Raw genomic sequence first — 25740 nt, forward strand, 5'->3', positions numbered from 1 at the left:
TGCAATCGTGCAATCTCTACCAGGTCTGGGAACGCAAGAAAGATGAGACTGCTCCATGTTATCCCTTCCATCGACCCGGCCGGCGGCGGTCCGATCGAGGGCATCCGGCAATTGCAGCTGCCACTGCGGGAGCGCGGCGTTGAAGCCGACGTTTGCTGCGGCGATGCACCGGATGCTCCCTTCGTGCTCAACAGCGGGATGAAGGTGTTCGCAATGGGCCCTTCCAGCCTGAAGTACGGCTTCAATCGCCGTATGCTGACATGGCTGCGGGAGCACGCTGAGGATTATGATGCTGTCGTCGTCGAGGGACTTTGGCAGTTTCACGCGCTTGCAGTCCGGCTGGCGCTGCGCGGGAAGTCTGTTCCCTATTTCGTTTTCCCGCACGGCATGCTCGATCCCTGGTTCCGTCATCGGTATCCGCTAAAGCACATCAAGAAGAGCCTGTACTGGCTGGTGGGCGACTATTGGCTCTTGCGAAACGCACGGGCCGTCTTGTTCACCTGCAGTGAGGAGCGGATGCTGGCGAGAAACGCATTCTGGCCCTATCACTGCCGGGAAGTGGTCGCTGCGTATGGCACGGCACAACCACCGTTGGACGCCAGTCGTCTGCGGGAACAGTTCTTCACGTCGTTTGCTGATTTGCGTGGAAAACGCATCGCGCTGTTCCTGGGGCGAATTCACGAGAAGAAAGGGTGTGATCTGCTGGTAGAAGCTTTCGCGAGTGTGGCGCCACAGCATGCGCAATTCCACCTGGTACTGGCGGGGCCGGTGGAGCCGGAACTGCGCAGGCGGTTGGCCGAGCGTATCGGCCGACACGGCCTGCAGGACCGCGTGAGCTGGACCGGCATGTTGTCCGGCGATCTGAAGTGGGGCGCCTTTCATGCGGCGGAAGTTTTCTGCCTGCCATCGCACCAGGAGAATTTCGGTGTCGCGGTGGCGGAGGCCCTGGGTTGCGGCTTGCCTGTACTGATCTCCAACAAGGTGAACATCTGGCGGGAGATTGCCGCGGATGGTGCGGGAATCGTTGGCGCAGACACGGTCCAGGGTACCGTGGACTGCTTGTCACAGTGGCTTGCCGCCACACCGGATGCGCGTGCGCGGATCCGTGAAGCTGCCTTGGAATGTTTCCAGAAACGCTTTCACGTGGGACAGGCGGCGCAAAGACTTTCCGACATCATCAGAGGACCCATGGATGCACCGTTACTGCGTCAATCGGCAGTCCCCGGTTAGCCTGGTGGACCGCGCGCCGGACATGGCCGAAGCAACACCTGGGGTGGAATTGCCGTGAGAATGCTGAAAATCCTTGTGTTCGCGGTGTTGTCGCAGGCCATTGGCGCGCTGACCGGCTTCTTGCTCGCGCGTTGGCTGAATGTGGAAGACTACGCGATCTATACGCTGATCGGCGTCGTAACGGGCGCCATGGCCATCCTGACCAAGGGCGGCATCCATCTGGGCCTGAACGCAATCCTCGGGCGGACCTGGCCGGACCGCCCGCGTGCGGCACAGGCAACACGTGTGGCACTCCTGCAGCGCTGGAAGATTTCGGCATTCCTGCTCCCGCTGCTGCTGGTTGTGGCGGGGCTGTTGCTGGACCGGAACCATGCGGGCCCCGGCCTGATTGCCGTGCTGCTGCTCTTGCTGCTTGCCACGTGGTATTGCGACATGCAATCGCGGGTAGTGGATCAAGTCCTGCTTTTCGCCAACCGGGCGCCGCTGTTACAGGCGCTTGATACCAGTCTGTCCGTGAGCCGGCTGTTGCTCTCATGGCTGCTATTCGCGCTGGGCCTGCAGGGCGCGCTTGCGGCCACGATTGTCAATGTGCTTGCTGCCGGTGCCCGGATACCGTTCGTGCGCCGATGGGTCAGGCAGGAAATCCCGGCTTCGACGCCGATCGTGGATCAAGAGGACGGTCGGTTCATGCGCGCCATCGTCAAGCGACAACTGCCGCTGGATGCGTTCTACTGCGTGCAGTCGCAGTTGACCTTTGCCATCGTTGCGTACTACGGTGTCACAAGCCAGACGGCCTCGCTGGGGGCATTGTCGCGCATTGCGCAGTTGCTGATGCCGGTCACTGTGGTTGCCGGATCCTACGCGATCCCGCGCTTCGCACAAGCGCGAGATGCACTACTCAGCCGCTTTGCCGGGTGGGTACTTCTGGCTTCCTTGCCTGCCTGCGGCCTGGTGACCCTCGCGGTGGTATGGCCTGGTGCCGTGCTGTGGCTGGTAGGGCCGAATTATGCCAGTCTCACGTCCGAGCTGGTGATCGCCTGCCTGAGTGCCGGCGCATATAGCGTGGCCTCTATTGCCTGGGAACTGCTTGCGAACCGAGGCCTCAACCATTTTGCCTTTGTACAAGTACCCGTTGTACTGGCCTGGTGCCTGGTTGCCCCGCATTTTCTGGATCTGTCCACGCTGCGCGGTGTGCTTTGGTTTGAGTTCGGGCTTGCCTCGGGGCTGATGGCGGCGGTCCTGTGCGAGATCATCGGCGCCGTTCGCGCCGGCCGGCTGTTGCCGGCCAAGGAGGGCTTCGCGGTGAGTCCTGGTCCTGACAGCGTTGTTGGCGAACGCCCTTGTCAGCTTGAGAAACGAACAGGATAGGGAATGATGATAAAGACGCTGGTTACGCATCCAGGGCTTCAGCACTCGCATCAGATGGCTCAGGCGCTTTATGAGCAAGATCTGCTAGGGCAATACTGGTCCGGCGTCCCAGTCAGCGGTCCGGGGGAGGCGCCGCCTTGGTGGTTGCCGGCGAAACATCGCGCCAAGCTCCGTGAGGTCGCCATTCCAAGGGCGTTGCGGCGCCACCCGGTGTTTTTCCCCGCCATGCTCAAGCTCGGCCTCTACCGCTGCGTGGGAGGGTCGCCTTCCGCCTATGCACACAGGATTTTCCATCTCTTCGACCAATGGGTTGCGGGTCAGGTCGAGGCGATCCGTCCGGAAATCGTGGTGGCTTACGAAAACTCAGCGCTAAAGACCTTCCAGGCAGCCCGGCGCATCGGTGCCAAATGTGTGTTGGAAGCGCCAGCGGTGCATCACCGCACAGCCAGGGAAATGCTGCCGGCGCAGGACAATCGTTATCTGGCGGCAATCAATGCACAAAAGGATGGCGAAGTGGCACTGGCCGACCTGATTATTACGTGCTCGGCCTTTGCTGCCCAGTCCTATGAGGAGGCCGGTGTACCGGCGAACAAGCTGAAGCCGCTCCTGCTTGGCGCCAGTCTTCCCGATGGACTGGCGCGGCGACGTACAGACGGGAATACTCGCTTCCTGTTTGCCGGACGCGTGAGTTACCTGAAGGGCTCGGATCTGCTGTTGCAGGCGTTTGCGAAGCTAAGAAGCAGCATGCCGGAGGTGGAGCTGGTTATCGCGGGCACCATTGAGGAGCCGGCTCTTGCCGCTCAAATCGCTGCGACGCCAGGCGTGATCCACCTGGGTGCGCTGCCACAGCGAGAACTGTTCCAGGTTTTTGCCGATGCCGATTGCTTCGTGCTGCCGTCACGCTTTGATTCGTTTGGCATGGTGGTGGCCGAGGCGCTTGCCTGCGGCGTCCCGGTAGTTCTCTCGGACCGGGTTGGCGCGAAGGAGATCCTCAATGAGTTCCCCGCTGCCGGGTGGATCATCCCGCTGAGCGCGCAAGCCCTGTATGAACGCATGCGGGAGCTGTCGCTGGACCGGATCAAACTCGAAGAGGCGCGAGCGCATGCGTGCCTCGCGGGAGCCAGATATAGCTGGGCCAGATATCGTCAAGAAGCTGCCAAAACCATTGCCGCGCTATGCTAAGCCAATCCATCTCTCTCGCGCCGGGTACGCGGAACGACGGGCAAGCCCGGGTTACCCATTTCGGCAAGATATTCATTCTGATGCTCCTGACCGCGGTGCTTGAGGGGGCGGCACGAAAATGGGTGTCGGATTCGCTAACGACGCCGCTGATCATGGCGCGTGACCTCCTGGCGCTATACGGCATCTACTATGCATTTCGCCACGCCGGCCTGACTTTGGCCCGGCGCTCGGTATATCTGTTGCTGCTATGGTCCACCATCGTGTGTTGTTGGGGTGGGATCCAATTGATCGCGGGTCTCAGCTCAATCCCGATTTTTGTCATCGGCGTGCGATTCTGGCTGCTCTACCTATGGTTCGGCTGCGCCGCCGCGGCGCTGCTGCAAGAGCAGGACATCGCTGCTGTTTGCAAGGTGGTGCTGTTTTTGCTGCTGATCATGACGCCTCTGGCGGTGGTGCAGCATTTCCTGCCACCCGGAAGCTTCCTGAATCGGCAGGTGGATGGTGATGTCGATAAAATATTCATAGTTGTGGAAAGCGTTGTTCGTACCACCGGAACCTTTTCCTTTACGCAGGGGTACACAACGTTCCTGGCGATTGCTTGCCCGATCACACTGGAATTTGTGATGAGCGCCCGCAGCAACACCAAATTGAACTGGCTTCGCTCATTGGCCATCGTGGGATGCCTGGTTGTCTCTTCCCTGGTCAGCGGATCGCGTGCCGCCGTTATTCTGACGCCACTTGTTTTCCTGATTGCGGTTGCGGTCAATTTGCTTTACGGCAGCGCGGGGCGGCGCCGGAGCGCGTTGGTGTGGGGTGTGGCGTCGGCGATGATCACGGCAATATCGATCGTGGTAATCAGTTCAGCCTTCGACGCTACGCGCGAGCGGTTTTCGAGCGCGAGCGAAGACGAGAATATTAACGAGCGCGTGGAAACCATTTTCCTGGGCGAACGCGATGTTTACGCCAGGCAAAGCGTGCTTGGCAGCGGAATGGGAAAGGCCAGCAATATGGCCAATCGCTTCCGGGGAGATGAAGAGTTCACGCTTGCAGAAACCGAGAGCGGTCGCATCATCGCCGAGACGGGTCTGCTCGGCTACGTTTTCATCGGATTCAAGCTTCTGGTCTGCATTCTTGGTCTGTTCCGGGCGGTTCGCGCGGCGGCGCGGACCGGGCGCTGTTTTGCCCTGATCTTGTGGCCTACCGCCATCCTCTGCCTGATGTCGTGGTCGCTGACAGGACAACTCACCGACAATGTGCTGGGCTTTCTCTTCGTCGGATTTACCTTGGCCGTGACCCGGCTGGAAGAGCGCCGTGCCCCTATTCCCGGCGTTCAGCGGTATTCATCGCAAGCTAAACAATTCAATTGATTAGGTATGAAGATCATCCTGTTCGGTCATCCCCGCTTCTTCGGAAGTCACAGCATGGACCTTTTCGCCGAGATGATTGTAAAAGGGATGCGCCATCGCGGCCATGAGGTGGAGCTCTGGTCGCCCCGGGCCCTTGTTCACCGCTTGCCGGCGCCGGCAAGCATGCGCAAGTGGTTGGGCTATATCGACCAATACATTATTTTTCCGTTTATCGCCCGTTGGCGCTTGCGCCGCGTCGACCAGGGTACGCTGATCGTGCTGGCCGATCACGCGCTCGGCATGTGGATGCCACTCTTCCGGCAGCGTCCGCACATCATTCATTGTCATGATTTCATTGCGATACGGATGCTGGAGGGCGAATTTCCGGAGCTGCGGCTGTCGGTGTCCGGGCATCTATACCAGTCGCTGATTCGTTGGGGCGTCTGCCAGGGCAAGGCATTTATCTCGGTGTCGCAGAAGACAGCATCGGATCTCGCCCGCTTTTTCCGCGGCACGCCGGAACAGTCGTGTGTGATTTACAACGGGTTGAATTACCCATTCTGCCGCCTGGACCCGGACGACGCTTCAGCGCGACTGCGGCGTGCGGGAATCGAGGGAAATGCAGAGGGTGTCCTGATGCATGTGGGTGGCAACCAGTGGTACAAGAATCGCGAGGGCGTGCTGGCGCTGTATGAGGCGTATTGCCGGCTGGTAAAGACACCACGGGCCATGTGGATGATCGGTGCCGAGCCAAGTCCGGCTCTACTTGATGCAGCCGCGCGAGCCGAACGTTGCGGCGGCAAGGTACGTTTTTTGATGGGCGTGTCGACGGAGGCGCTGCATGCTGCTTATTCAATGGCCACGGCGCTGGTCTTTCCGAGCCTGGAAGAGGGGTTCGGCTGGCCTATCATCGAGGCCATGGCTTGCGGCACGCCGGTGCTTACGACAGATCGCGCCCCAATGAACGAGATTGCCGGCGGAGCGGCGCAGCTGGTCGAGCCCATGAACGGAGAGAACATGGCTGCGTGGGCGGCGCGCAACGCGCACGTTCTGGCGGAAATGGCCGAGTGGACGACGGAAAAACGTGGCGAGGTTATCGCCCGCTCGATAGAGTGGGCGCGGCGGTTTTCTGCGGACGAAGCGCTCGATCGTTACGAGCGCGCCTATCGGAGCGTCCTGCAGGCGGCGGTGCGCAAGTAAAACGTCTAGGGTGAAAGGGGGCGCGCGGCCCCGGTGGCCTGCCACGAAGATGAGGGATCTGGCTCACTCATGATGGTTGTATGCCTTGAAGCCCGCCAGGGTAACGAGCGCGTCGCGTCGAGCCGCCAGGTAGTCAGACTCGGCCATTTCCCGGACGAGTGCTTCGAAACTGGTGCGCGGTGACCATCCCAGGCGCTCGCGTGCCCGGCTGGCGTCGCCCAGCAGCGTCTCGACTTCGGTCGGACGGAAATAGCGCGGATCGACGCGGACGACGACATCGCCGACCTTGCAGCTGGGTGTAATCCTGCGACTCTCACTGTCGATATGGGCGACAATGCCGATCTCATCTGCACCGGTCCCCTTGAATTCGATCGTGATACCCAACTCGCGTGCCGCCCGCTCGACAAATTCACGTACGCTGTGCTGCTCGCCGCTGGCAATGACGAAATCCTCCGGAGTGTCTTGCTGCAGCATCAGCCACTGCATTTCCACGTAGTCGCGCGCATGGCCCCAGTCACGAAGCGCCGAGAGATTTCCCAGGTACAGCGTGTCCTGCAGGCCCAGTACAATGCGGGCGATCGCGCGCGTGATCTTGCGCGTCACGAAGGTCTCTCCGCGCACCGGGCTTTCATGATTGAACAGGATGCCGTTGCAGGCATACATGCCGTACGCCTCGCGATAGTTGACGGTGATCCAGTAGGCGTAGAGCTTGGCAGCGGCGTAGGGGCTGCGTGGATAGAAGGGGGTGGTCTCCTTCTGGGGGATTTCCTGCACCAGGCCGTACAGTTCGGAGGTGGACGCCTGGTAGAAGCGAGTCTGCTTTTCCATGCCCAGGATGCGGACGGCTTCGAGCAGGCGCAGCGTGCCCAGGCCATCGGTGTTGGCGGTATATTCCGGTTGCTCGAACGAGACCTGCACATGGCTTTGCGCCGCCAGGTTGTAGATCTCGTCTGGCTGCGACTGCTGCACCACGCGGACCAGGCTGGCCGTGTCGGTCATATCGCCATGATGCAGTATCAGGCGGCGGTCTTCGGCCTGCGGGTGCTCGTAGAGGTGATCGATGCGCTCGGTGTTGAACAGCGAGCTGCGCCGTTTGATGCCATGCACCTCATACCCCTTGCTGAGCAGGAGTTCGCACAGATATGAGCCATCCTGGCCGGTGATGCCGGTAATCAGCGCGCGCCGCGGCCGATGATCCTGTGGCGTGGCCAGGCTGCTTGCTGCCAGATGGCCGAGAGGTTCCAGTTCGTTTGCGCCCATAGCGTTCTGATGTCCGGTGAGTGTGATCCTTGCCAAGCAACTCAAAGCGCGCCGCGCCGCGTGCAATGCGGACAAAGGCCGACGTTGGGACTGTAGCGCCGGCGCATAGGGATAACCGTTTGCTAGCACACATAGTGCGGCGCCGCATTCAACCTGGGTGGGAACGGCGCCCGTCGATGCGCGCGCAGAAACGGGTACGCAAGGGGGCTCAGCCCTGCCTCAGGTTCGCGCCGATGTCGTCCGGCCTGGCGGCAAAGCCGGGGCGGGAAGGGCTGCGCAGATGGTTCCACAACGACTGGGCGGTGGCGTAGAAGGCGGTCGTGCCACGCAGTCCGGATCGATGCAGGTTGGATGCGAGGCTGTGCGGCAGCGCCAGCAGCAGGAAGATCGCCGCCTTTCCATGGCGGTGCTGGTAGTGGCTGTAGCGGTGGAGCGTCGCGTAGATGCGGGATGCCTCCGCCAGGTAACCGGCATCGGCCGGCTCGGCTACGGCAATATGCTGGTTCGCGGCGCTCGGCAGCAGTTCGATACGGCACCCGCCGTCGAGCACGACGCGGCTGGCCAGGTCGATCACGTCATAGCCACCGGTCAGCCGCTCGTCGAACGCGACGTGCCGGAACAATTCGGACGGGAACACCGTGCTGTGCAGCACCACCGAGCAGAGGCGCTCGCCATGGCAGTAGTTCAGCGAGGGAAAGCCCAGGAACGAGCTTTTCTTCGGCTTGGACTTCTGCCCATCGTTCAGGCTGGTGCCGGTGACGATCAGCGGCGTGGCGGTGCCGGCGCCGATGCGGCGATAGACATTGTCATACGCGATCCGCTCGGCCACTTGCTGCAGGAACGTCTGTCCAAGCACGGTCTTGTCGTCGATGAACAGCACATGGGAGCCCGTAATGACCGGGAGCATGCGATTGCGGTTTGCTGCATGCCCGCGTCGCGGCCCTTCCAGATACTTCACGGCGGGAAATTCGGCGCGCATCATCCGGCGCGTTTCGTAATTGGTGCTGTCGTCGGATACCAGCATCTGGTGCGGCGCCATCGAAGAGGCAAACGCGGACTGCAGTGTGCGCTGCAGTCCGGCAGGATGATCGCGGGTGCAGATGCAGAGCGAGAAGCTCGGCAGGAATGTGCTTGCTGGCATGGTGGCCTCCATGGCAGGGACGTGGCCGGCCGATCGATTCGCGGCAACGCACGCACCAAGGCTGGTGAGCGCGCTTGCCATGGACCGGTTGCGCCTGCCGATCTCCTCGCTGGCCGGTGCGTCGGGACGCCCGGCTCTCTCTGTCGTAGCGGCGTCGGGCGCCGCTACGTTTGACGGTGCGCTCAGGCACCGCCGCCCTACCCAACCAGGCACTCAGAGCGCAGCGCTGCTGGCTCCGTGCGCTTCGCTACGCCGCGTGCTTGCCAACGCCATGGTGGTCACGCGCTCGTCGCCGCTGACCCAGTCCAGCGTGGCGCCGCGCTGCAGCGCTGCGTAGACGGCCTCGCCCTTGTTGCGGACCTTGAGCCGCTGGTACAGCGTGCAGGCGTGACTCTTGACGGTCGCCACCGAGATGTTGAGCATGCGGCTGACAGTCTTGATCGGGTGTCCGCGTGCGAGCAGCACCAGCACCTCATACTGGCGCGGCGTGATCTTGAGCATCTCGGCCTCGTCGTAGCTGGGCTCCGCGTCATCGGAGCGGGCTGACAGCGATTGCGCGCTGGCCAGCGCACTGCGCAGTGCCGAGCGCGGTGTCGCGGCACAGGCGGCGGCTGCGTGCGGATCGGCTTGCACGGCAACAGCCAGCGGCAATGGCGATGCGGAGGCGAGCGAGGCCGTCGCCGGCAGGGCTGAACGCGATGCGGCAGGTGCTGCGCCCACGCCTGGGTCGGTGGCGAGCATCAAGCCATGGCTACCCGAGATCGCCATGCGGATGGCGGCCTCGATCACGGGCAGCGATGCCGACTTGGGCAGGCAACCGCAAATACTGCGCGCGCTGTCGGCTGAAGCTACCCACAGCGGTAGCGAGTCGGCCAGCACCAGGATGCGCTTGGGCGAGATCAGGTCGCGTACGCGGTCCAGCAACTGCCAGCCGGAGGCGGTATCGGCGGGCATGCCGAACACCAGCAGGTCGGCGTTGCGATGACTGCTATCAAGGTGGGCGATATCGGTGGGCGAGAGGCTAATGACGTGCCCGGCACCGTGGATGTTCTCGAGCATTTGAAACAGCCCGAGACTGAGCAAAGGATGCTCCTCAATCAGCAACGCGTTCATGCTTTTATGACTCCCCGTTAATCGGGACAGGGAGTGCGGGACGCTTTTGCGTGACGGAATGCCAGGCCGCATTGCGCGCGCCGGCGGCGCCCGCAATGTATGCTGAAACCCCGTGCCTTCGTACTGCGACACGTCCCGTTTAAAATGGAACTTTGTCCGCGCAGCCAGAAGAATGACCCGAACCCTACCCCGAGAAATCTTGCCTCCATAACAGGCTTAAAATCATCTTATGGGCTGGTTGGAGGGAATGCAAGCGCTCCTTTCTCAGCCTGTCGAAAGGATGATTGAGGAATTTTTCACAATCCAGAAATCGTTGATGGTAAAGGCTTCGCAGAGTTATTCAAGCGTCATTCAAATGCCTTTCGCCGGAGTTTCAGCCCTGCAACAAATCGATTTGAGAAAGTTTCAGCGTTGAAACGGAAGCTCTCGCCATGCGCGCCAATTCCGACTTGGTTTCACCCTTTCGGGGGGCGGTGGATTATCTTCTGGTACGGGCTTGCTCCAAGTTTGAAACCTGACTCGCGAGCGTGTATTTTTTGCACTGGCGCCAAGGGGCCGGGTGGACTACCAAAGAGGACTAGTGCAAAAGGATGAGTCTGGCTTCCTACCTCTGGACGAGTGGGGTTCGTCCGATGGCCATGCTACCGACTCATAGGGGGGAGCAAGCTGGAGGCCGGCCTGGTGCTGGTGTTCGGCACCGGGTGGGTTTGGCTGTGGGGCAGGGGTAGCGTGCAGTGTGGGAGCACTGCTCCCGGTACATTGGCGGCCACTTGCGAAGGAGCGCCTTGCGCCCGCGAAACGCAGCGCGGTGCGCCCTATTCTCCGCCCAGTCCGGCAGCCGTGGTCGCGGCCGCGGGGGCGAGCCTGACCAGCGCGAGCAGGGCGTTCTCCAGCTCACCCAGCACCATGTCGCGGTCCAGGTGCTGTTCGGCCCACCGGCGGCCGGCGTCGCCCAGATGCGCGCGCAACGCAGGCTGCGCGGCCAGCGAGTCGATGGCGCCGGCGAGCGCGGCAGCGTTGCCGGGCGGCACCAGCATGCCGCATTGGCTGACCACGCGGCCAAGCTCGGTCTGCGGCTCCGCGGTGGCGACGACCGGGCGAGCGCTGGCCAGCATGCCGGTCAGCTTGGAGGGCATGACCAGGTCGGCGGCGCCGGCGCGCTGCGGCAGCAGGTGGATATCGGCGGCGGCCAGCAGCGATGCGAACATAGCGGCCGGCTGCAAAGGCAGGAAGCGCACCCGTGGCAGTCCCGCGCAGGCAGCTTCCAGCCCCGCCCGCCCGGCACCGTCGCCGCAGAAAATGAAGTGCAGCCGCTCGTGGTCCGCCAGCAGGCGCGCCGCTTCAGCCATGATGTCCAGGCCCTGCTTGGCCCCCATATTGCCGGAATAAAGCGCTACCACGGCCTCGGTGGGGATCTGCAGCGTGCGCCGGGCCAGGGCGGCGTTGCCGGCACTGATTTCCCGCAGGTTGATCCAGTTTGGCAGCAGTGCCACACGTTCTGCTTGCGTGCCCTTGCTGCAAGCCAGCGAGACCATGGCCGGCGAGATCGACGAGACCCGGTCGAAGCGTGCCATCAGCCGATGTTCCACGCGCTGCGCCAGGCGACGCAGCCAGGGCCGGCGCAGCAGTCCCAGCGCAAAGGCAGCGTCGACTTCGTAGTCCTGCACGTGCAGCCAGGTCTTGCAGCCGCTCCAACTGGCGAAGAGCAACGCCGCAGGCGAGCACATCAGCGGGGGTTCCACGACGAATAGCACGTCCGGACGCCAGCGTAACTGCCATAGCAGGCTGGGCAGGCTGGACAAGGCAAAGCTTGCCAGGTGCAGCAGCCGTGTGATGCCGCCGGGACGCCGCGGCACCCAGACCGGCGCGCGATGCACCTGCACCCGGCCGCGCTGCTCGCGGCGGTATTGCCAGGCGCGATAGCCATCTCCGACGCGCCAGGCCGGATAGTACGGCGGCGCGGTGACGACGCGCACGTCATGCCCGCGCGCGGCCAGCCACTCGGCCTGCTCGCAGGTGTACTTGCCGATGCCGGTCAGCTCGGGTGCGTAGTTGAGGCAGTACATCAGTATTTTCATGGTATCGGCTTGCGTCGGTGCTCCGGTCCGGTGCGCGCTTGACCCTTAATCCGCCGCAGCCATGATCCGCATGCAGCCGGCGGCGATGGCCCTGCCTGCCGAGGCGGGCGTGTCCTCCAGCGCAGCGGCCTGGCAGCGGGCCGCGGTGGCGGCGGCATCGGCGAAATGCCTGGGCACTTGCGCAAGGCTCCCTGCCAGCGCGTTCACATCGCCAGCCTTGAAGTACAAGCCGGTAACGCCGTCGCGTACCAGTTCACCGGCGTCGTCGTTGTTGACGCTGACCAACACCGGGCAGCCGTAGCTCAGTGCTTCGCGCACCAGCGGATGCCAGCGCTGCGCCGCGTCAGGCAGGACCAGGCAACTCGCCTTGCGGTATTCGATCGCGAAATCCGGCTGTGCCATGGTGCCCAGGAAGCGTACCGATGCGCCCAGCCCGAGCGCATCGGCCGCGGCGCGCAGCCGGCCGTAGCCTGGGCCGGTGCCGACCAGTGACAGCGTGGCAGCCGGCCACGCCTGCCGCGCGGCGGCAAAGGCGCGCAGCAGCAGCAAGAGGGCCGGCGCGTGCGTGAGGGTGCCCACATGCAGGAAATTCGGCGCATGCGGCGCGGGCGCATGCTCGACGCGCTCGCGCAGCGCGGCGCCGGCATCGAACCGGTCCGGCAGCACCGCGGGCGGCCGGCAGACGAAGATCCTGCGCGGTGGCACATCGGCGGCGATGGCGCGCGCGCAGCCGCGCTCGCTGCCGACGAAGACGCCCTGGCAATGGCGCAGCAGCATGGCGTCGGCGAGCGCGCCGAAGTGGCTGGGCACGCCGGCGAACGCGGCGCCGTGGAAGAAGGCGGCGCGCCGCCGCCCCAGTGCCATGCTGGCCAGCAGCATGGTCCAGTTGTCCAGCCGGGTTTGACCGGCCAGCACCACCAGTGCGCCGGGGCTGAGTACGATGGCACGCACCAGTTGCAGCCGGCGCCGCCAGGTGCCGGCATCCGCGCTGCCGGTGGGAAAGACAACCTGGCCTGGCCAGAGCCCGCCCGCGGATGTTGCCGCGCCGGTTGCAGTGGCGGTGGCGGAGGCGACGGCCGGGGACCGGGCGCGCTTTTCGAAATGGCGATGCAGTGGCCTCATGTCAGGCTTCCGCGGGTTGGGCCGGCGCCGTGCCATAGGCGAGACGTCCGCTTTGCAATGCGTCCAGGTAGGCGAGCCGAAGACCGTCGCGCAGCGACACGGCGGGCTGCCATCCGGTCGAGGCGAGCGCCGTGCAGTCCAGCCGCTTGCGCGGGGTGCCGTCTGGCTTGCGGCTGTCAAAGACGATGTCGCCGCGAAAGCTCACCGTTTGTGCCACCAGCGTGGCCAGTTCGCGAATGCTGACTTCCTCGTTGCTGCCGACGTTCAGGAAGCCGGCCGGCGCGGTTTTGCGGTACGCATTTTCGGACAAGTCCATCACGTGCAGGCAGGCCGCGGCGAGGTCGTCGGCGTAGAGGAACTCGCGCAGCGGTGCCCCGCTGCCCCACACCGGCACCTGTTGCGCGTGCGCCATGCTGGCCTCGTGGAAGCGCCGCAGCAGCCCTGGTATCACGTGGCTGTTGTCGGGGTGGTAGTTGTCGCCGGGTCCGTAAAGATTGGTCGGCATCACGCAGCGGTAGTCAGTGCCGTACTGGCGGTTGTAGCTCTCGCACAGTGCGATGCCGGCGATCTTGGCCAGGGCGTAGGGCGCGTTGGTCGGTTCAAGCGGCCCTGTCAGCAGCGCCGCTTCGCCAATGGGCTGGGGCGCGAACTTCGGATAGATGCAACTCGAACCGAGGAACAGCAGGTGTTTCACGCCGGCGCGCCACGCCTCGTGGATGACGTTGGCCGCGATCATCAGGTTCTGGTGGATGAACTCGGCGGGATAGATGTTGTTGGCGTGGATGCCGCCTACGCGGGCGGCAGCCAGGTATACCGTGTCGATGGTTTCGCTGGCAAAGAAGCCGCGTACCTGCTGCTGGTCGGCGAGGTCGAGTTCGGCGCGCCCGCGCGTGATCGTCTCGGTCTGTCCGCATGCGTCCAGCGCGCGCACGATGGCCGAGCCGACCATGCCGCGATGTCCCGCCACGAATACGCGAGGCCGCCGCCACGGCGCGGATGACGCAGATGACGCAGATGACGCAGATGACGGTGTGAATTGCGGCGTTACCATGTTCGTTTCACGCATGACGATGATGGGCCCGGAAGTCCGTCAACCCGGCGAAGGCATGGCAGCGCGCCGCGGCGCTGCTGCCGCCGCGCGGGATGACCGGTACGATCTGTTTGCCGTCTGGCATGGCATGTCTCCTTCACATGGGGCGAGGCCTGCCTCGCCCTCGCGGCGAGCCGAGTGACGGGTAGTGTCGTGACTGTATTGGCCTGCTGCGGGGGAGACTGTTCCCTAGCACACACTCAGAGCCGCGAGAGCTGGTGTATGCGGCGGGTGAGGCAAGCGCGCAGGACGCGCGCTTTGGAATGAGATCGTCCTCGCGGCGGCGGGGACGATTGGGTCATGGCGCGGGATTTGCCTTTAGCGGACCCAGTAGCCGGGCCGCATCGCCCAGCCGCCGTGCGGGCCTTGCACCCAGCGTGCGGGTACATAGCGCTGGCCCGGCCGCGCGCGCTGCCAATAGCCGCCGCGCCAGTCGTAGCGGTCGCCGGTGGCCGTCCAGTGTCCCGGTGTCCAGGCATAGCCCTGGCGGGCCGCCGGGCGCGGCTCATAACGCGGCGGCGGCGGGGCCGGGCGCATGTGCGGGTCGCCGCGGTAGCCCGGGGGATAGGCTTGGGCCTGCGCCGGCGAGACCAGGCCAAGCGCGGCGCCGGTGGCAAGGGTGGCGAGGGCAAGCAGCAGTTGGCGTTTCATGATTCAACTCCAGGGATGTGAAGGGGCGCGTTGGATGCGATCGGTGCTGTCGTGCGTGCTAGCGGAGGCCGCTTAGTAACGGTCGTAACGGTCGTGGTAGCGATACGGCGGCGGACCGCCGCGCGGGGGTACCACAATGCAGGCAGACAGCAGGGCCGCTGCGGAAGAGAGCAGGACAACCAGGGCGATGGCGCGTTTCATGTCGGGGGCTCCGTGACTGGCTTCGCATTGAACATGGCATCACTGTAGCCAGCGGCCCGGTGCCGGTGTGCTTGCACTTGTAAGGCTTGCTCACAGTTGCGCAAGGCGAGGCGTCCTGCGCGGCATGCCAGCGCCGGCCCCCGCTCGCCGCCCGCCAGGCCTTGCCGGCATTGGGTGCGCGGGCTTGGCCGCGCGGCCCGCGGCAGCCTGGAAAGATAACGGGGCCGCTGCCGGTCCCGTAATGTGGCGTTACATCGGAAATAACTCTCGCAAGGATTTGCCCATGCAGCGCTGCCCGATACGCTTGTCGCGGGCCCGCCGATGGTCTTCGGGGCCACGCAGAAACAGGTACGCTGCCGAAAAAAAGCGGCCCCGCTACTGGCGCGCATTCGCGCCGCCGCTGCGTATCGTTTGCAAGCGGTGCAGCGTGATCCTGCGTACTACGGCGCGGCTTTCCTCGATATGGCTGGTCAGCAGCAGCACGGCCTGCTCGGCGCGCTGGCGCTGGATCTCGCGCAGGATGGCGGCGTGCTCCTCGTAGGTGGCGGTCACGCGCGCGGCGTAGGCGAAATCGAGCCGGCGGACGATGCGGATGCGCTCGGTCACCTGACGGTGCACGGTCGCAATCTCGCGGTTGCCCGCCGCGGCTACCACCGCGGCGTGAAAGTCTTCATCGCGCTGCGCCACCAGGCGGCCGTCTTCCAGGCGTTCGTCCTGCGGCACGCACCAGAACGGCACGAGCTGCGCCAGTGCGCCGCGATCCACCGCCGGCATGGCGTCTGAGCACAGCCTGCGCACGGCGTTGATTTCGATCAGCTTGCGCAACGCGTAGAGCTCGTCAAAGCGTGTGAAATCGAGCGGCACCACTTCCCAGCCGCTGCGGAAGTACACCCGCACCAGCGCGTCGGATTGCAGCCGCTGCAGCGCCTCCCTGACAGGCGTACGGGACACGCCAAGCCGCATGGCGATCTCGCCTTCGGTGAAACGGTCGCCGGGTAGCATCCGGAACTCGAAGATATCGTCGCGCAATTGCGCATAAACTGCTTCGGCGCGCGAGGCAACGCGGATTTCCACGCTGCTCATGCGGCCGCCCCTGTCAGCAGCGCCGATGGCCGCGTGGCAACGCGCAGGAATTGTTCGATCACGCGGGCCTCAGCGTGCGCCGGCAGTGCCAGGCCATGCAGCTTGAGCCATTGCGGGCGCAGTGCGCCCGCGCCTCATTGCAAAGCTGGGTCATGGCATTCCTCCAGGGATTTGCTTGCCCCAGGCCTCAGCCTGAACGGGCGCGGGAGGCATGTGCTCCCGCTTGCATGCGATCTTGCATGCATGCAATGGCTGTGCCACGCGCACCGCCGCGCGCGGGTGGAAGGCCATGCCCGGCGCTGCACCGCGCAGGGGCGCGGCGGCTGGCCGCGGGTGCGCAGGCGCGGCCGTATTCCCCGCGGCAGTGCGTGCGAGACGGCGTGCACGGCGCCAGTGGCCGTGCGCACCGTCTTGCGTAGTGGCACAAACCTTGCACGGGGTCCCGAGGTCGTGCGCTCGAAACCACGGGAGGCGTGATGATGCCGATTATCCTCGCTGTGCTGGCGCTGCAGGCCCTGGTGCCCGGCGCTACCTCATTCTCCGTGCTGGTGCGATACGACAGGGCGTGCGCCGCCACCTGTTCCTGGTCGAACGGGCTTCCCTGAGATCGCCGCGCGGCCGCCGCCTTCCGCATGCAGGCGGTATTGCAGGCCGGTTGCCGCTTGTACTACGTCACGCAGAAACGGGTACACCCGGCTTCCTGGGCATGGCGGCACTCACGCAGAAACGGGTACGCGACAGGGGTTGGGCATCCGCGCAGAAATGGGTACGTCTTGAATTCCCGCCGTGGCATGGCCGCGCTGCGGCGTGCTATGCGCCATGGAGTTCGGCCGCCGCCAAGCCGGCCGGTTGGCGTGTGAGCGGTAGCGGCGGCACACGTAAATATGAAACCAGCCGCCTCAAGAAATGTGCAAATATGATATACAATGGCGGCGCTGAATTCCGCCCTTGCCTGTCCTAGCCTGCAGCGCCTGGGCTGACCCGCAGTGTCACGACCAGCGACTGCAGTACCGACATCGGGATCGGCTTGGAAAAGACGCGGATATGCGCGGGAATGCCTCCGCGGTCCGCTATCGCATGCTTGTCCAGCGAAGTCACCACGACGATCCGGGTTGCGGCAAATTCCTGCTGCGCGTCGAGAGTCCGGCACAACCGGAAGCCATCGATGCCGGGCATGATCAGATCCAGGACGACCAGGTCGGGTTTGCTGCTGCCGATCAGCAGCAGGCCATCGTAGCCGTTGGCGGCCTCGAGTATTTCGACTGACGGGCTGAGGGCTTCAAGCGCCATGCGGTAAATCTGCAGCAGGTGTTCGTCGTCTTCCATCAGCAGTACGCGAAAGGCTCTTGCGGCCGGCGCAGCGGGCGTCGTTGTTGCCGCCGTCTGGCTGCGCTGGTCGGCCACCATGCGGTCGACCGCGTCAGCCGGGATCCGGCGATGCCCGCCGTCGGTCTTCCACGCGGGCAAACGGCCGTTCTCGACCCAGAGCTGGACCGTGCGCAAGGACACGCCCAGCATCTCAGCGGCGGTCTTGGTCGAATAAAAGCGCAGATCGGTCATAGGGCCCCGTCGACTGCTGCGACGCGCGCCAGGCAGGGCTGGGGCGCAACGTATCGTATTGATTTCATTATTCTTTGAAAAGCTGCCAAAGCGCAACTTAATGCCGGGAAAAAACGCAATGATGATAGGGCATCGCTGAACTGCCGAAGGGATACATGGCTGGCAGCTGCGGCCGTCCACTATCGCGGGCTGCGAACCGCAGGGCCTGAGCCATCACCAGTATTTTCGCGTGCACGCGAAACGCGCGCTGCCGTCGCGCGGGGGACGACACGGTTGGTGGTGTAAATATGAAAGTTACTTCGTATTTTTAATTGATAAAAATGATATAGAATCCAGCCATAGCCTTACTTCCCCGTCGGGCTATGTGCGTCCCTGCCGGAATTCTGTTGCCGGCCCGCGCCTCGCGTCCCACGCGAGGCGCTCTTTTCATTTCCCGCTCACTGTCCGATGGCTCCATGGCTCCATGGCTCCATGGCTCGATAGATGGGCACTCGTCCTACACGGGTTACAGCCTCCGTCTGACAAGCGAAGGCGCAGCGGCTGTCTAGGCTGATACCGACGCCCCCTGTTCAAGCAAGTGGACGCGGCTGCGGCACGGGCACGGCAGCTTGCCGTTGTGCAATGCCGGGGGACGGTTCAATCCTATATCGTCGCTAACCGGAGCCGACTATGAACAAGGATCAATTGAAGGGCCGTATCGAGGAAGCCAAGGGCAAGCTGAAGGAGGTCGCCGGCAAGGTGACCGGCAGCACCACGACCGAGGTCAAGGGCAAGGCGCAGCAGATTGTCGGCAAGACGCGTGCAGCTTACGGTGACGCCAGGGAGGACGCCAAGCGTACCCGCTGACATCGGGAGCCTGCCGGCCCGCGTCGTCGAACCGGGGCGGCAGGCGCAGCCTGGCTTAGCTAAAGCACTCGTTATAGTAGCGCGTGAAGCTGCCGGTGGGGCGGAAGGTGTACGGCAGTTCGGCTAGCGCCGCGGCATCGAGCGAGCCAAAAGGGATGTCGAGGCCCAGGCTGCTGGCGTCCGTGGCGACGTGATCCTCGCGATGGGGTTCGTGGCTGGATTTGTGATGCGTGCTCATGTGCGTTCTCGCTGGTCCTGACGGCGCCCGCCGCGCGGCAATTCGGCATGGCGGGCGCTGGTGAAATGGCGATCCGTGTGGCTGCCATCGGTCCGAGCCATCTTATCCACAAGCGCCCGAAAGAAAACCCACGCCCGGCAAAATACACTGTTTCGGAATCGCGCCCAATCGCCCCCACCACTGGGCTGCCGGGGGCGCTTGCATCGTGTGCCGTGCGATTCCTGCGTCTCACGCGCCATGACTTCCTTCCTTGTGTTCCCGGCATTGCCGGACACCTCGATTCGCCCGCCTTATCCGTCTATATTTGGCTAGGGCTGCCTCGAAGCCGTTGCGCCGCGGGTAGCGTTGCCACCGCACTGGCCTGCCGCGACCCGGCCCGACCGACCCATTGCAGGAGTCAGCCATGTCCAGCGCTACGCTATTGCCGCCGTGCTTTGCCGATCGACGCGAAGCCGGGATCTTTCTTGGCCGGCACTTGGCCGGACTGGGCTTCGGTGCCGCCGCGGCGGGCGAGCCGCCGCTGTTGCTGGCCCTGCCGCGCGGCGGCGTGCCTGTCGCCTTCGAGGCGGCTCGCATCCTGGAAGGGCGGCTCGACATCCTGCTGGTGCGCAAGATCGGCGCCCCCGGTTACCCGGAGCTGGCACTGGGCGCGGTGGTGGAAGGCGCAGCCGACGGCAGCGCGCCGCACACCGTGACCAACGACGATCCCTGGACACGCCGCGCACTGGAGAGCGGTGCCTTCGATGCCGAGCGCGGGCGCCAGCTCGACGAGATCGTGCGCCGGCAGCAACGCTATCGCAACGGGGCGAGCGTGCCAGCCATGGCCGGCCGCACCGTGATCGTGGTGGACGATGGCGTGGCCACTGGCGCGACCATGCGGGCCGCGCTGGAGGGCGTGCGCCATGCGGACGCAAAACTGGTGGTGGCGGCGGTGCCGGTCGCCTCGCAGGAAGGGCTGGACAGCCTGCGCGCGGCGGCGGACCAGGTGATTTGCCTGCGCGTGCCGGCCAGCTTCGGCGCCGTGGGTGCTTTCTACCTGGATTTCCGCCAGACCACCGACGAGGAAGTCATCGCCCTGCTGCGTCAGTGCGCCAGCGGGCGCCCGGCATGAGCCCGGGCGGCCGGCGCTTCAGCGCTGCGCCGCGAGCCTGGCCTTCAGGTGGGGTACCAGTCCGCCGGCCCGCAGCAGGGCGCGCAGGAAGTCGGGGATCGGTTCGCATGCCACCCGGCTGCCGTCGGGCAGCAGGAGGCAAGCCCGGTCCAGCTCAAGGCGCGCCAGGCCCCCATCCACCAGCCGCGCGGTGTCGGGGCAGGTCAGCACCGGCAGGCCGAGGTTGATGGCATTGCGGTAGAACAACCCGGCGAAGGACGGCGCGATCACCGCGGCCAGGCCGAGCAGGCGCAGCACCTGCGGCGCCTGCTCGCGCGAGGAGCCCGCGCCGAAATTGCGCCCTGCCACCAGCAGGTCGCCGGGGCGCACCGTGGTCGGAAACTCCGGCCGCAGCCCGGCCAGGCAGTGACGGGCGATCTCCTCGACGCTCCCTTTCATATGGATGCCGGGCGCCATCTGGTCGGTATCGACATTGTCGCCAAAGCGCCAGATGCGGCCGCCGGGCAGGGGCGGGGGCGGGATGGGGAGCGGACTCATGACAACATTCCGCGCGGGTCGGTGATGCTGCCGGTGACGGCGGATGCCGCCACCGTCAGGGGCGAAGCCAGCCAGACCGTACTGCCGCTGTCGCCCATGCGGCCGGCGAAATTGCGCGCGGTGGAGGCAATGGCGCGGCTGCCGGGCGGGAAGCGGGACGGGCCGTAGCCCGCGCACGCGTTGCAGGCATTGGGCAGCAATTGCGCACCGGCATCCAGCAGGATGGCCAAGGTGCCTTCGCGCTCGGCCTGGCGCTGGTCGCGCAGCGAGGCGGGCGCCAGTTGCAGGCTCACGCCGGGCGCCACGCGCTGTCCACGCAGCACGCTGGCGGCCATGCGCATATCTTCCAGCTTGGCGCCGGTGCAGGCGCCCAGGTAGGCGATATCCACGCCCTGTCCGGCAGCCTGGCCGACGGGGCCGGTGTTGGCCGGCGAATGCGGCGCGGCCACTTGCGGCGCCAGCGTGGCCGCGTCGAAGCGGTGGCTGGCCAGCACGGTGGCACCGGGCTCGGTGCGCCAGTGCGCGAGCGTGATGGCGTCGAGCGTGGCGGCGGGCACGCCCGCTTCGGCCAGCCAGGCCATCGTGGTGGCATCGGGTGCGATCAGGCCGGTCTGCGCACCCAGTTCGGCGCTCATATTGGTCAGCGTCATGCGCTCCTGCATGGGCAGGGCCGCCACGGCCGTGCCGGTGTACTCGATGGCCTCGTAGCGGCCGCCGTCGAGTCCAAGCTGGCCGCACAGGAACAGCATGATGTCCTTGGCGCAGACGCCGGCGGCAAGCTTGCCGTCCCATTGCAGGCGGATGGTGTGCGGCACGCGCAGCCAGATCTCGCCCGTGGCCAGCACGCCCGCCATCTCGGTGGCGCCGATGCCGAACATATAGGCGCCGAACGCGCCGCCGGTGGGGCTATGGCTGTCACCGCCAACGATGAAACGGCCCGGCAGCACGTGGCCGTGCTCGGGCAGCACCACGTGGCAGATGCCCTCGCCGTCGATGAAATGGGGCAGGCGCGCCTCGCGCACCCAGTCGCGGGTGAAACGAACGATGGCCTCGGCCTCGGGATCGGCCGCGGGCAGGTAATGATCGGTCACCACCACGTAGCGCTCCGGGTCCCATACCTTGGCGCCCAGCTCGCGCAGCAGCGGCGCTACCCGGCGCGGGCCGCTGGAATCGTGCGACATGGCCAGGTCGACCCGGCATGTCACCACCGTGCCAGGCGTGACCGCGTCGAGGCCGGCGGCGCGGGCAACCAGCTTCTGCGCCAGCGTGGCGGGCGCGTGGTCGGGCCCGGCCAGCGGCTTCATTCCGCTGTGGCTCCCGAGTACTTGACCACCCTGGCCCAGCGCTGCACATCATTGCGCAAGAAAGCGGCGAAGGCTTCCGGCGGATTGCCCACTGGCTGCGCGCCATCCAGCTCCATGCGCTTGCGTACCACGGGTGTCTCGAGGCCCTTGCGGGCTGACTGGTAAAGCGCCTGCAAGGTGTCGGCCGGAAGACCGGCGGGGCCGAACAGGCCGAACCAGGCGCTCGACTCGAACCCCTTGACGGTGGCGCCGATCGGCGCCACGCCAGGAAACTGCGGCAACGGTGTCGCGCTTGTCACGCCCAGCACCTTGAGTCTGCCGTTCCTGACGTGCGGCAGCACGTTGAAGGTACTGGCGAACATCAGGTCGACATGGCCCGAGAGCAGGTCGGTGATGGCGGGCGCGGTGCCCTTGTAGGGAATGTTGACGATGTAGGTGCCCGTCATCATCTTGAACATGTCGCCGGCCATGTGAATCGACGAACCCACCGAGCCGATGGCGAAATTCAGCTTGCCGGGCTTGCTTCTGGCCAGCTGGATCAGCTCCGGGATGTTGTTGGCCGGCAGGCTCGGCGTGGCCACCAGCACGCTCGGGACGGTGGCCACCAGCGTGATCGGCGTGAAATCCTGGATCGGGTCGAACGGCAGCTTCTTGTACAGCGTGGCGTTGATGGCGTGGCTGGTGAAGCTCATCAGCAAGGTGGTGCCGTCCGGCGCGCTCTTGGCGACGAGGTCGGCGGCGATATTGCCCCCTGCGCCCGGCCGGTTCTCCACTACCACGGACTGGCCCAGCTCACGCGCCATCTCCTGGCCGATGGTGCGTGCCAGCGTATCCGTGGTGCCCCCGGCGGGCGCCCCCACCAGGATGCGGATCGGCTTGCCGCCGGCGATCTCGGCACGCGCCAACGGCGCCTGCGCGAGCAGCACAACGCTGGCGGCGGCACCGAGCAGGCCGCGTAGCGCCTCGCGGCGCGCCGGGCAGGTGAGTGCAGGGGAGCAAAGTCGCCCCGTGCTGGGAGCAGGCATCGCGTTTTCCTTCGGGAAAGATCGTGAGCGTGCAGTATCGCTTGCTTTTCTTACTCGCGCAGCTCTGTTCGCGCCTCGCTTTCCACCCAGATATTGGCGCTGTCGCCGCCGGCGGGGGCGAGCTCCATGCGGTATTCATACCGGTCCGGCCGGTATTGGCCGAGCAGTAATTGCACCGGGCGGCCAGCCTTGTCCAGCACCACACGGCGCACCGCCAGCAGCGCGCCGCCCACGGGGACGTCGAGCAGCGGTGCCACCACCACGTCGGCAAGCCGGGCCGACAGGGTCTGGCTGGCGCGGCCCAGTTGCACGCCCGAGCGCTCGAGCAGGCGCAGCATCGGCGTGATCTCCAGGTCCTTGCGATTCAGGCCGCGGCCCAGGTCGGCCGGAAGATAAGCGGTGATGTGCGATAGCGGGCGGCTGCCGTAATGGCGCACACGCACCACCTTGACCACCGGGTCGCCCGGTTGCAGCCCTAGCGCTTCGGCGACTTCCGGGGTGGCATGGACTTCGTCGATCGAGATCACCTTGACCGAGGTCTTCTGCCCCACGTCGATGATGTTATCCAGCAGGCCGCCGGCGTCGACGACCGTAACCGGCTTGATCGGGTGCGGATTGACGAAGGTGCCCAGGCCGCGATGGCGGCGCACCAGCCCTTCCTGAACCAGGCGATCGAAGACGCGGCGCATGGTCACGCGCGAAGCGTGAAACTGCTTGGCGAGATCGATTTCGCCCGGCAAGGGGCCTTGGCCGAAGCGGCCTTCCACAATCTGTTGGCGTAGTACCACGTAAATCTGGTGATACAGGGGAACGACGGCATCACTCATGGTTTCCCTTGCGAATAGGTGACATGTCTCAAACAGCTTCAATGTACTTTAAATCAGACATAGAGCCTAGCCATGTTGTCACTTGTGCATTGTTCGTTACATAAATGGCGCTACGGCGTTGCGCGCACGCAGCGCATGGGCAGCAGCCGGCGCAATCGCCCGGCGCAATGTTGGCTTGCCGGCGGACCGGTCCAGATGCGCCGGGCTGCCGGGCAGCGTCGCGTCCGAAGTTTGGGGAGTCGTCACGAGCGACGACCAGTGCACCGGGCGAAAAAGGTGTTTCACTTGCGATACAGCATGGGTGGCCCCCGGGTTTCCCTTGGGAACCCTGCTAAAGGACTGATAGCAGGGGAGTTTCCGCCGGCATGGGGAACTCTTCGCCATGTAGCGCGTCGAGCCCTGTCACAGCCGTGTGACATGTCGCGTGCGGTTCACAGCGGTGGCGTCGCCGCGGGCCTTCTGCAAGCTGGATAAAGGCTCAAGGCATGGCTCTGTAGCCCTTGTATTACAAGGGAATACAAGACCGGGACATTGGGCTGGCACCGATTATGCTGAAAGAGAGGCTGGTTTGGCCGAGTGCCGGACCCGGGCCTCCAGTCATTGTTCTCCCCGAGCGCTGGCAAGAGGCTGAGCTGCTGTGAAATCCTCCTGGGAGCTTTGTATGAAAAAGACCTTACTAGCGTCGGCGATTGCCTTAGCCCTTGGGGCCGGCGGTCAGGCCTGGGCCAACCCGACCAACACCAGTGATCCGACGAAAGCGGATAGCACCAACACGCAAACCGCCACCGCAACTTCAACGCAATCCGGCAGCGGCGCTGCGGCGAACGAAAACTCCACGGCATTGCAGGATAACAGCACTCACAGCAAGGTTGATACTGACACCAAGACAACCACTGTCACCAAGACCAGCACCAAGACCATCACCAAGACCAACGCCGATAACAAGGGGAAGGTTTCTTTCGACGGCGGCTATGGTAACGCCGGCGCCAACAACGGCAGCACGGCCACTGCCAATTTCACCAACTCCTTCAATACCAATAAGGCGATTGCGATCAGCAAGCTGGAAGGCACGGTGAGCGGCGTCAGGATCGGCAATATCGGCAATGTCGCCACGAACAGCGGTAACGCCAGTGGCGGCGCCGGTGGCAAGGGCGGCGCCGGTTATGGCGGCACGGGCCATGGCGGCACCGGTGGCAACGGCGGCAATAGCGGCGCTGGCGGCAACGGCGGCGCTGGCGGTTCGGCTACCAATGGCAGCGCCACGGCCGGCTATGCGAGCAACGGCAGCGCCACTGCCGGCGACGGCGGTAATGGTGGCAAGGCCATCGGCTGGGCTGGCGACGGCGGAAACGCCAGGGCCAGCGGTGGCGATGCGCTCGCTGGTAGCGCTGGCCTGGGTGGCAAGGGCGGCGGTGCCTACAGTGATGGCGGCGGCGCGCTCGGTGCTGCGAAGTCGGGTAGTGGCGGCAAGGGCGGCGGCGCCGGTAGTGAAGGCGGCGGCGCGCTGGCAGCAAGCGTTGGCGTTGGCGGCGGCACTCATGCCAAGGGCAATGCCGGTAATGGCGGTGCCGGCTCAGCCGGTGCGTCTACCGGTACTGGTGGCGCCGCGACGGCGTCGGGCGGTGCCGGCGGCTCCAGCGGTGCTGGTACGGCCACGGCGAGCGGCGGTGCCGCGAGCGGCACTGGCGGTGCTGGCGGTGCGGGTACCGGCGGCGCGGCAACCTCGACGGCTGGTGCAGCCACGGGCACGGGCGGCGCAGGCGGTAGCCAGGCCAGCGTGGCCGGTAACGGCGGTAATGGTGGCAGCGCTACCAATGGCGGCGCATCGAGCCAGGCCAGCAATGGCAGCGCGACGGCCGGCAACGGTGCGGTTGGTGCGACGTCTGGCGCGGGCGGTGCTGGTGGTACTGGCATGGGCGGCACCGGTGGTACCGGCAATGGCGCAGTGGGTGGAGCCGGCGGCGCTGGCGGCACCAACTATGTCGATGCTGGCACCTTCAACATGTCCAACACCATGACCAGCGTTGGCCAGTCGGCAGCGGGCATCATGATCGCCAACCAAAACAGTGGCTTCGCTTCGCTGGTGCAACAAAGCGTGAATGTCCAGGCCAACCTGAGCGTCGGTCACTAAGGCGCGTGCGCGGCAGCGTGCTTCGCGGGTGGATGGCCCGCCTGCACGCTCCGCCAGCACAGCTTGACTCTGGCAACGTCGGGCATCCCGGTGCGC

At 65.1% G+C, this 25740-nt stretch carries 24 protein-coding genes; 9 read left to right on the forward strand and 15 right to left on the reverse strand.

Annotated elements, in window-relative coordinates; all coding sequences use genetic code 11:
* Window positions 1-42: 42 nt before the first annotated feature.
* The 5 genes from AC1DQ3_RS00885 to AC1DQ3_RS00905 are packed head-to-tail and all read left to right on the forward strand — an operon-like array spanning window position 43 to window position 6326.
* Entirely contained in the window at window positions 43-1230 is a 1188-nt protein-coding gene (locus tag AC1DQ3_RS00885) for a glycosyltransferase (RefSeq protein WP_477118276.1), read from the forward strand.
* Window positions 1231-1290: 60 nt separating this feature from the next.
* Window positions 1291-2598 (forward strand): hypothetical protein, encoded by a 1308-nt coding sequence (locus AC1DQ3_RS00890; RefSeq protein ID WP_477118277.1) that lies wholly within the window; start codon window positions 1291-1293, stop codon window positions 2596-2598.
* 3 nt (window positions 2599-2601) lie between these two features.
* Window positions 2602-3780 (forward strand): glycosyltransferase family 4 protein, encoded by a 1179-nt coding sequence (locus tag AC1DQ3_RS00895; protein WP_477118278.1) that lies wholly within the window; start codon window positions 2602-2604, stop codon window positions 3778-3780.
* Window positions 3774-5147, forward strand: a complete 1374-nt coding sequence (locus AC1DQ3_RS00900; protein WP_477118279.1) for a hypothetical protein — start codon at window positions 3774-3776, stop codon at window positions 5145-5147. The genes AC1DQ3_RS00895 and AC1DQ3_RS00900 overlap by 7 nt, the downstream gene beginning before the upstream one ends.
* A 6-nt stretch (window positions 5148-5153) precedes the next feature.
* Window positions 5154-6326: a glycosyltransferase family 4 protein gene (locus tag AC1DQ3_RS00905; RefSeq protein ID WP_477118280.1), complete on the forward strand. Its 1173-nt coding sequence runs from the start codon at window positions 5154-5156 to the stop codon at window positions 6324-6326.
* Window positions 6327-6389: 63 nt separating this feature from the next.
* Here the strand turns inward: AC1DQ3_RS00905 and gmd are convergent, their stop codons facing one another.
* The 9 genes from gmd to AC1DQ3_RS00950 form a co-directional block, all read right to left on the reverse strand.
* On the reverse strand, window positions 6390-7586 hold the full coding sequence (gene gmd, locus AC1DQ3_RS00910) for a GDP-mannose 4,6-dehydratase (protein ID WP_477118281.1): 1197 nt from the start codon (window positions 7584-7586) through the stop codon (window positions 6390-6392).
* Window positions 7587-7794: 208 nt separating this feature from the next.
* On the reverse strand, window positions 7795-8727 hold the full coding sequence (locus AC1DQ3_RS00915) for a glycosyltransferase family 2 protein (protein WP_477118282.1): 933 nt from the start codon (window positions 8725-8727) through the stop codon (window positions 7795-7797).
* 213 nt (window positions 8728-8940) lie between these two features.
* On the reverse strand, window positions 8941-9840 hold the full coding sequence (locus AC1DQ3_RS00920) for a helix-turn-helix transcriptional regulator (RefSeq protein WP_477118283.1): 900 nt from the start codon (window positions 9838-9840) through the stop codon (window positions 8941-8943).
* Between the two features lie 815 nt (window positions 9841-10655).
* Entirely contained in the window at window positions 10656-11918 is a 1263-nt protein-coding gene (locus tag AC1DQ3_RS00925) for a WcaI family glycosyltransferase (RefSeq protein ID WP_477118284.1), read from the reverse strand.
* A gap of 45 nt (window positions 11919-11963) precedes the next feature.
* The gene (locus tag AC1DQ3_RS00930; RefSeq protein ID WP_477118285.1) at window positions 11964-13040 is read right to left on the reverse strand and encodes a glycosyltransferase; all 1077 of its coding nucleotides are present in this window, start codon (window positions 13038-13040) and stop codon (window positions 11964-11966) included.
* A 1-nt stretch (window position 13041) separates the two neighbouring features.
* Window positions 13042-14007 carry a GDP-L-fucose synthase family protein gene (locus AC1DQ3_RS00935; RefSeq protein WP_477118286.1) on the reverse strand — a complete coding sequence of 322 codons (966 nt, stop codon included), beginning with the start codon at window positions 14005-14007 and terminating at the stop codon, window positions 13042-13044.
* A gap of 441 nt (window positions 14008-14448) precedes the next feature.
* Window positions 14449-14781 carry a hypothetical protein gene (locus AC1DQ3_RS00940; protein WP_477118287.1) on the reverse strand — a complete coding sequence of 111 codons (333 nt, stop codon included), beginning with the start codon at window positions 14779-14781 and terminating at the stop codon, window positions 14449-14451.
* A 72-nt stretch (window positions 14782-14853) separates the two neighbouring features.
* Window positions 14854-14982 carry a hypothetical protein gene (locus AC1DQ3_RS00945; RefSeq protein WP_477118288.1) on the reverse strand — a complete coding sequence of 43 codons (129 nt, stop codon included), beginning with the start codon at window positions 14980-14982 and terminating at the stop codon, window positions 14854-14856.
* A 375-nt stretch (window positions 14983-15357) separates the two neighbouring features.
* On the reverse strand, window positions 15358-16065 hold the full coding sequence (locus tag AC1DQ3_RS00950) for a GntR family transcriptional regulator (protein ID WP_477118289.1): 708 nt from the start codon (window positions 16063-16065) through the stop codon (window positions 15358-15360).
* Window positions 16066-16541: 476 nt separating this feature from the next.
* Here AC1DQ3_RS00950 and AC1DQ3_RS00955 point away from each other — a divergent pair, with 476 nt between their 5' ends.
* Window positions 16542-16670 carry a hypothetical protein gene (locus tag AC1DQ3_RS00955; RefSeq protein WP_477118290.1) on the forward strand — a complete coding sequence of 43 codons (129 nt, stop codon included), beginning with the start codon at window positions 16542-16544 and terminating at the stop codon, window positions 16668-16670.
* Window positions 16671-17022: 352 nt separating this feature from the next.
* On the opposite strand, the gene AC1DQ3_RS00960 is transcribed toward AC1DQ3_RS00955, so the two are convergent.
* On the reverse strand, window positions 17023-17625 hold the full coding sequence (locus AC1DQ3_RS00960; RefSeq protein ID WP_477118291.1) for a response regulator: 603 nt from the start codon (window positions 17623-17625) through the stop codon (window positions 17023-17025).
* 669 nt (window positions 17626-18294) lie between these two features.
* Here AC1DQ3_RS00960 and AC1DQ3_RS00965 point away from each other — a divergent pair.
* Entirely contained in the window at window positions 18295-18471 is a 177-nt protein-coding gene (locus tag AC1DQ3_RS00965; RefSeq protein ID WP_477118292.1) for a CsbD family protein, read from the forward strand.
* A gap of 55 nt (window positions 18472-18526) precedes the next feature.
* Here the strand turns inward: AC1DQ3_RS00965 and AC1DQ3_RS00970 are convergent, their stop codons facing one another.
* The gene (locus AC1DQ3_RS00970) at window positions 18527-18709 is read right to left on the reverse strand and encodes a hypothetical protein (RefSeq protein WP_477118293.1); all 183 of its coding nucleotides are present in this window, start codon (window positions 18707-18709) and stop codon (window positions 18527-18529) included.
* A 403-nt stretch (window positions 18710-19112) separates the two neighbouring features.
* Between AC1DQ3_RS00970 and AC1DQ3_RS00975 the strand changes: the two genes are divergently transcribed.
* Window positions 19113-19820, forward strand: a complete 708-nt coding sequence (locus tag AC1DQ3_RS00975; protein WP_477118294.1) for a phosphoribosyltransferase — start codon at window positions 19113-19115, stop codon at window positions 19818-19820.
* An 18-nt stretch (window positions 19821-19838) separates the two neighbouring features.
* Here the strand turns inward: AC1DQ3_RS00975 and AC1DQ3_RS00980 are convergent, their stop codons facing one another.
* Genes AC1DQ3_RS00980 through AC1DQ3_RS00995 form a run of 4 tightly spaced genes read right to left on the reverse strand, consistent with a single transcriptional unit; the run spans window position 19839 to window position 23513 of the window.
* Window positions 19839-20357, reverse strand: coding sequence for a LeuD/DmdB family oxidoreductase small subunit (locus AC1DQ3_RS00980; protein ID WP_477118295.1), 519 nt, complete (start codon window positions 20355-20357; stop codon window positions 19839-19841).
* A complete protein-coding gene (locus AC1DQ3_RS00985) occupies window positions 20354-21661 on the reverse strand; it encodes a 3-isopropylmalate dehydratase large subunit (RefSeq protein ID WP_477118296.1) in 1308 nt (435 codons plus the stop codon). Before AC1DQ3_RS00985 ends, AC1DQ3_RS00980 begins: the two co-directional genes overlap by 4 nt.
* Window positions 21658-22686: a tripartite tricarboxylate transporter substrate binding protein gene (locus tag AC1DQ3_RS00990; RefSeq protein WP_477118297.1), complete on the reverse strand. Its 1029-nt coding sequence runs from the start codon at window positions 22684-22686 to the stop codon at window positions 21658-21660. Before AC1DQ3_RS00990 ends, AC1DQ3_RS00985 begins: the two co-directional genes overlap by 4 nt.
* Window positions 22687-22736: 50 nt before the next feature.
* Window positions 22737-23513 (reverse strand): GntR family transcriptional regulator, encoded by a 777-nt coding sequence (locus AC1DQ3_RS00995; protein WP_477118298.1) that lies wholly within the window; start codon window positions 23511-23513, stop codon window positions 22737-22739.
* A gap of 661 nt (window positions 23514-24174) precedes the next feature.
* On the opposite strand from AC1DQ3_RS00995, the gene AC1DQ3_RS01000 reads away from it, so the two are divergent.
* A complete protein-coding gene (locus tag AC1DQ3_RS01000; protein WP_477118299.1) occupies window positions 24175-25644 on the forward strand; it encodes a hypothetical protein in 1470 nt (489 codons plus the stop codon).
* Window positions 25645-25740: the final 96 nt, after the last annotated feature.

The sequence above is a fragment of the Cupriavidus sp. 01T418 genome (assembly GCF_056398885.1).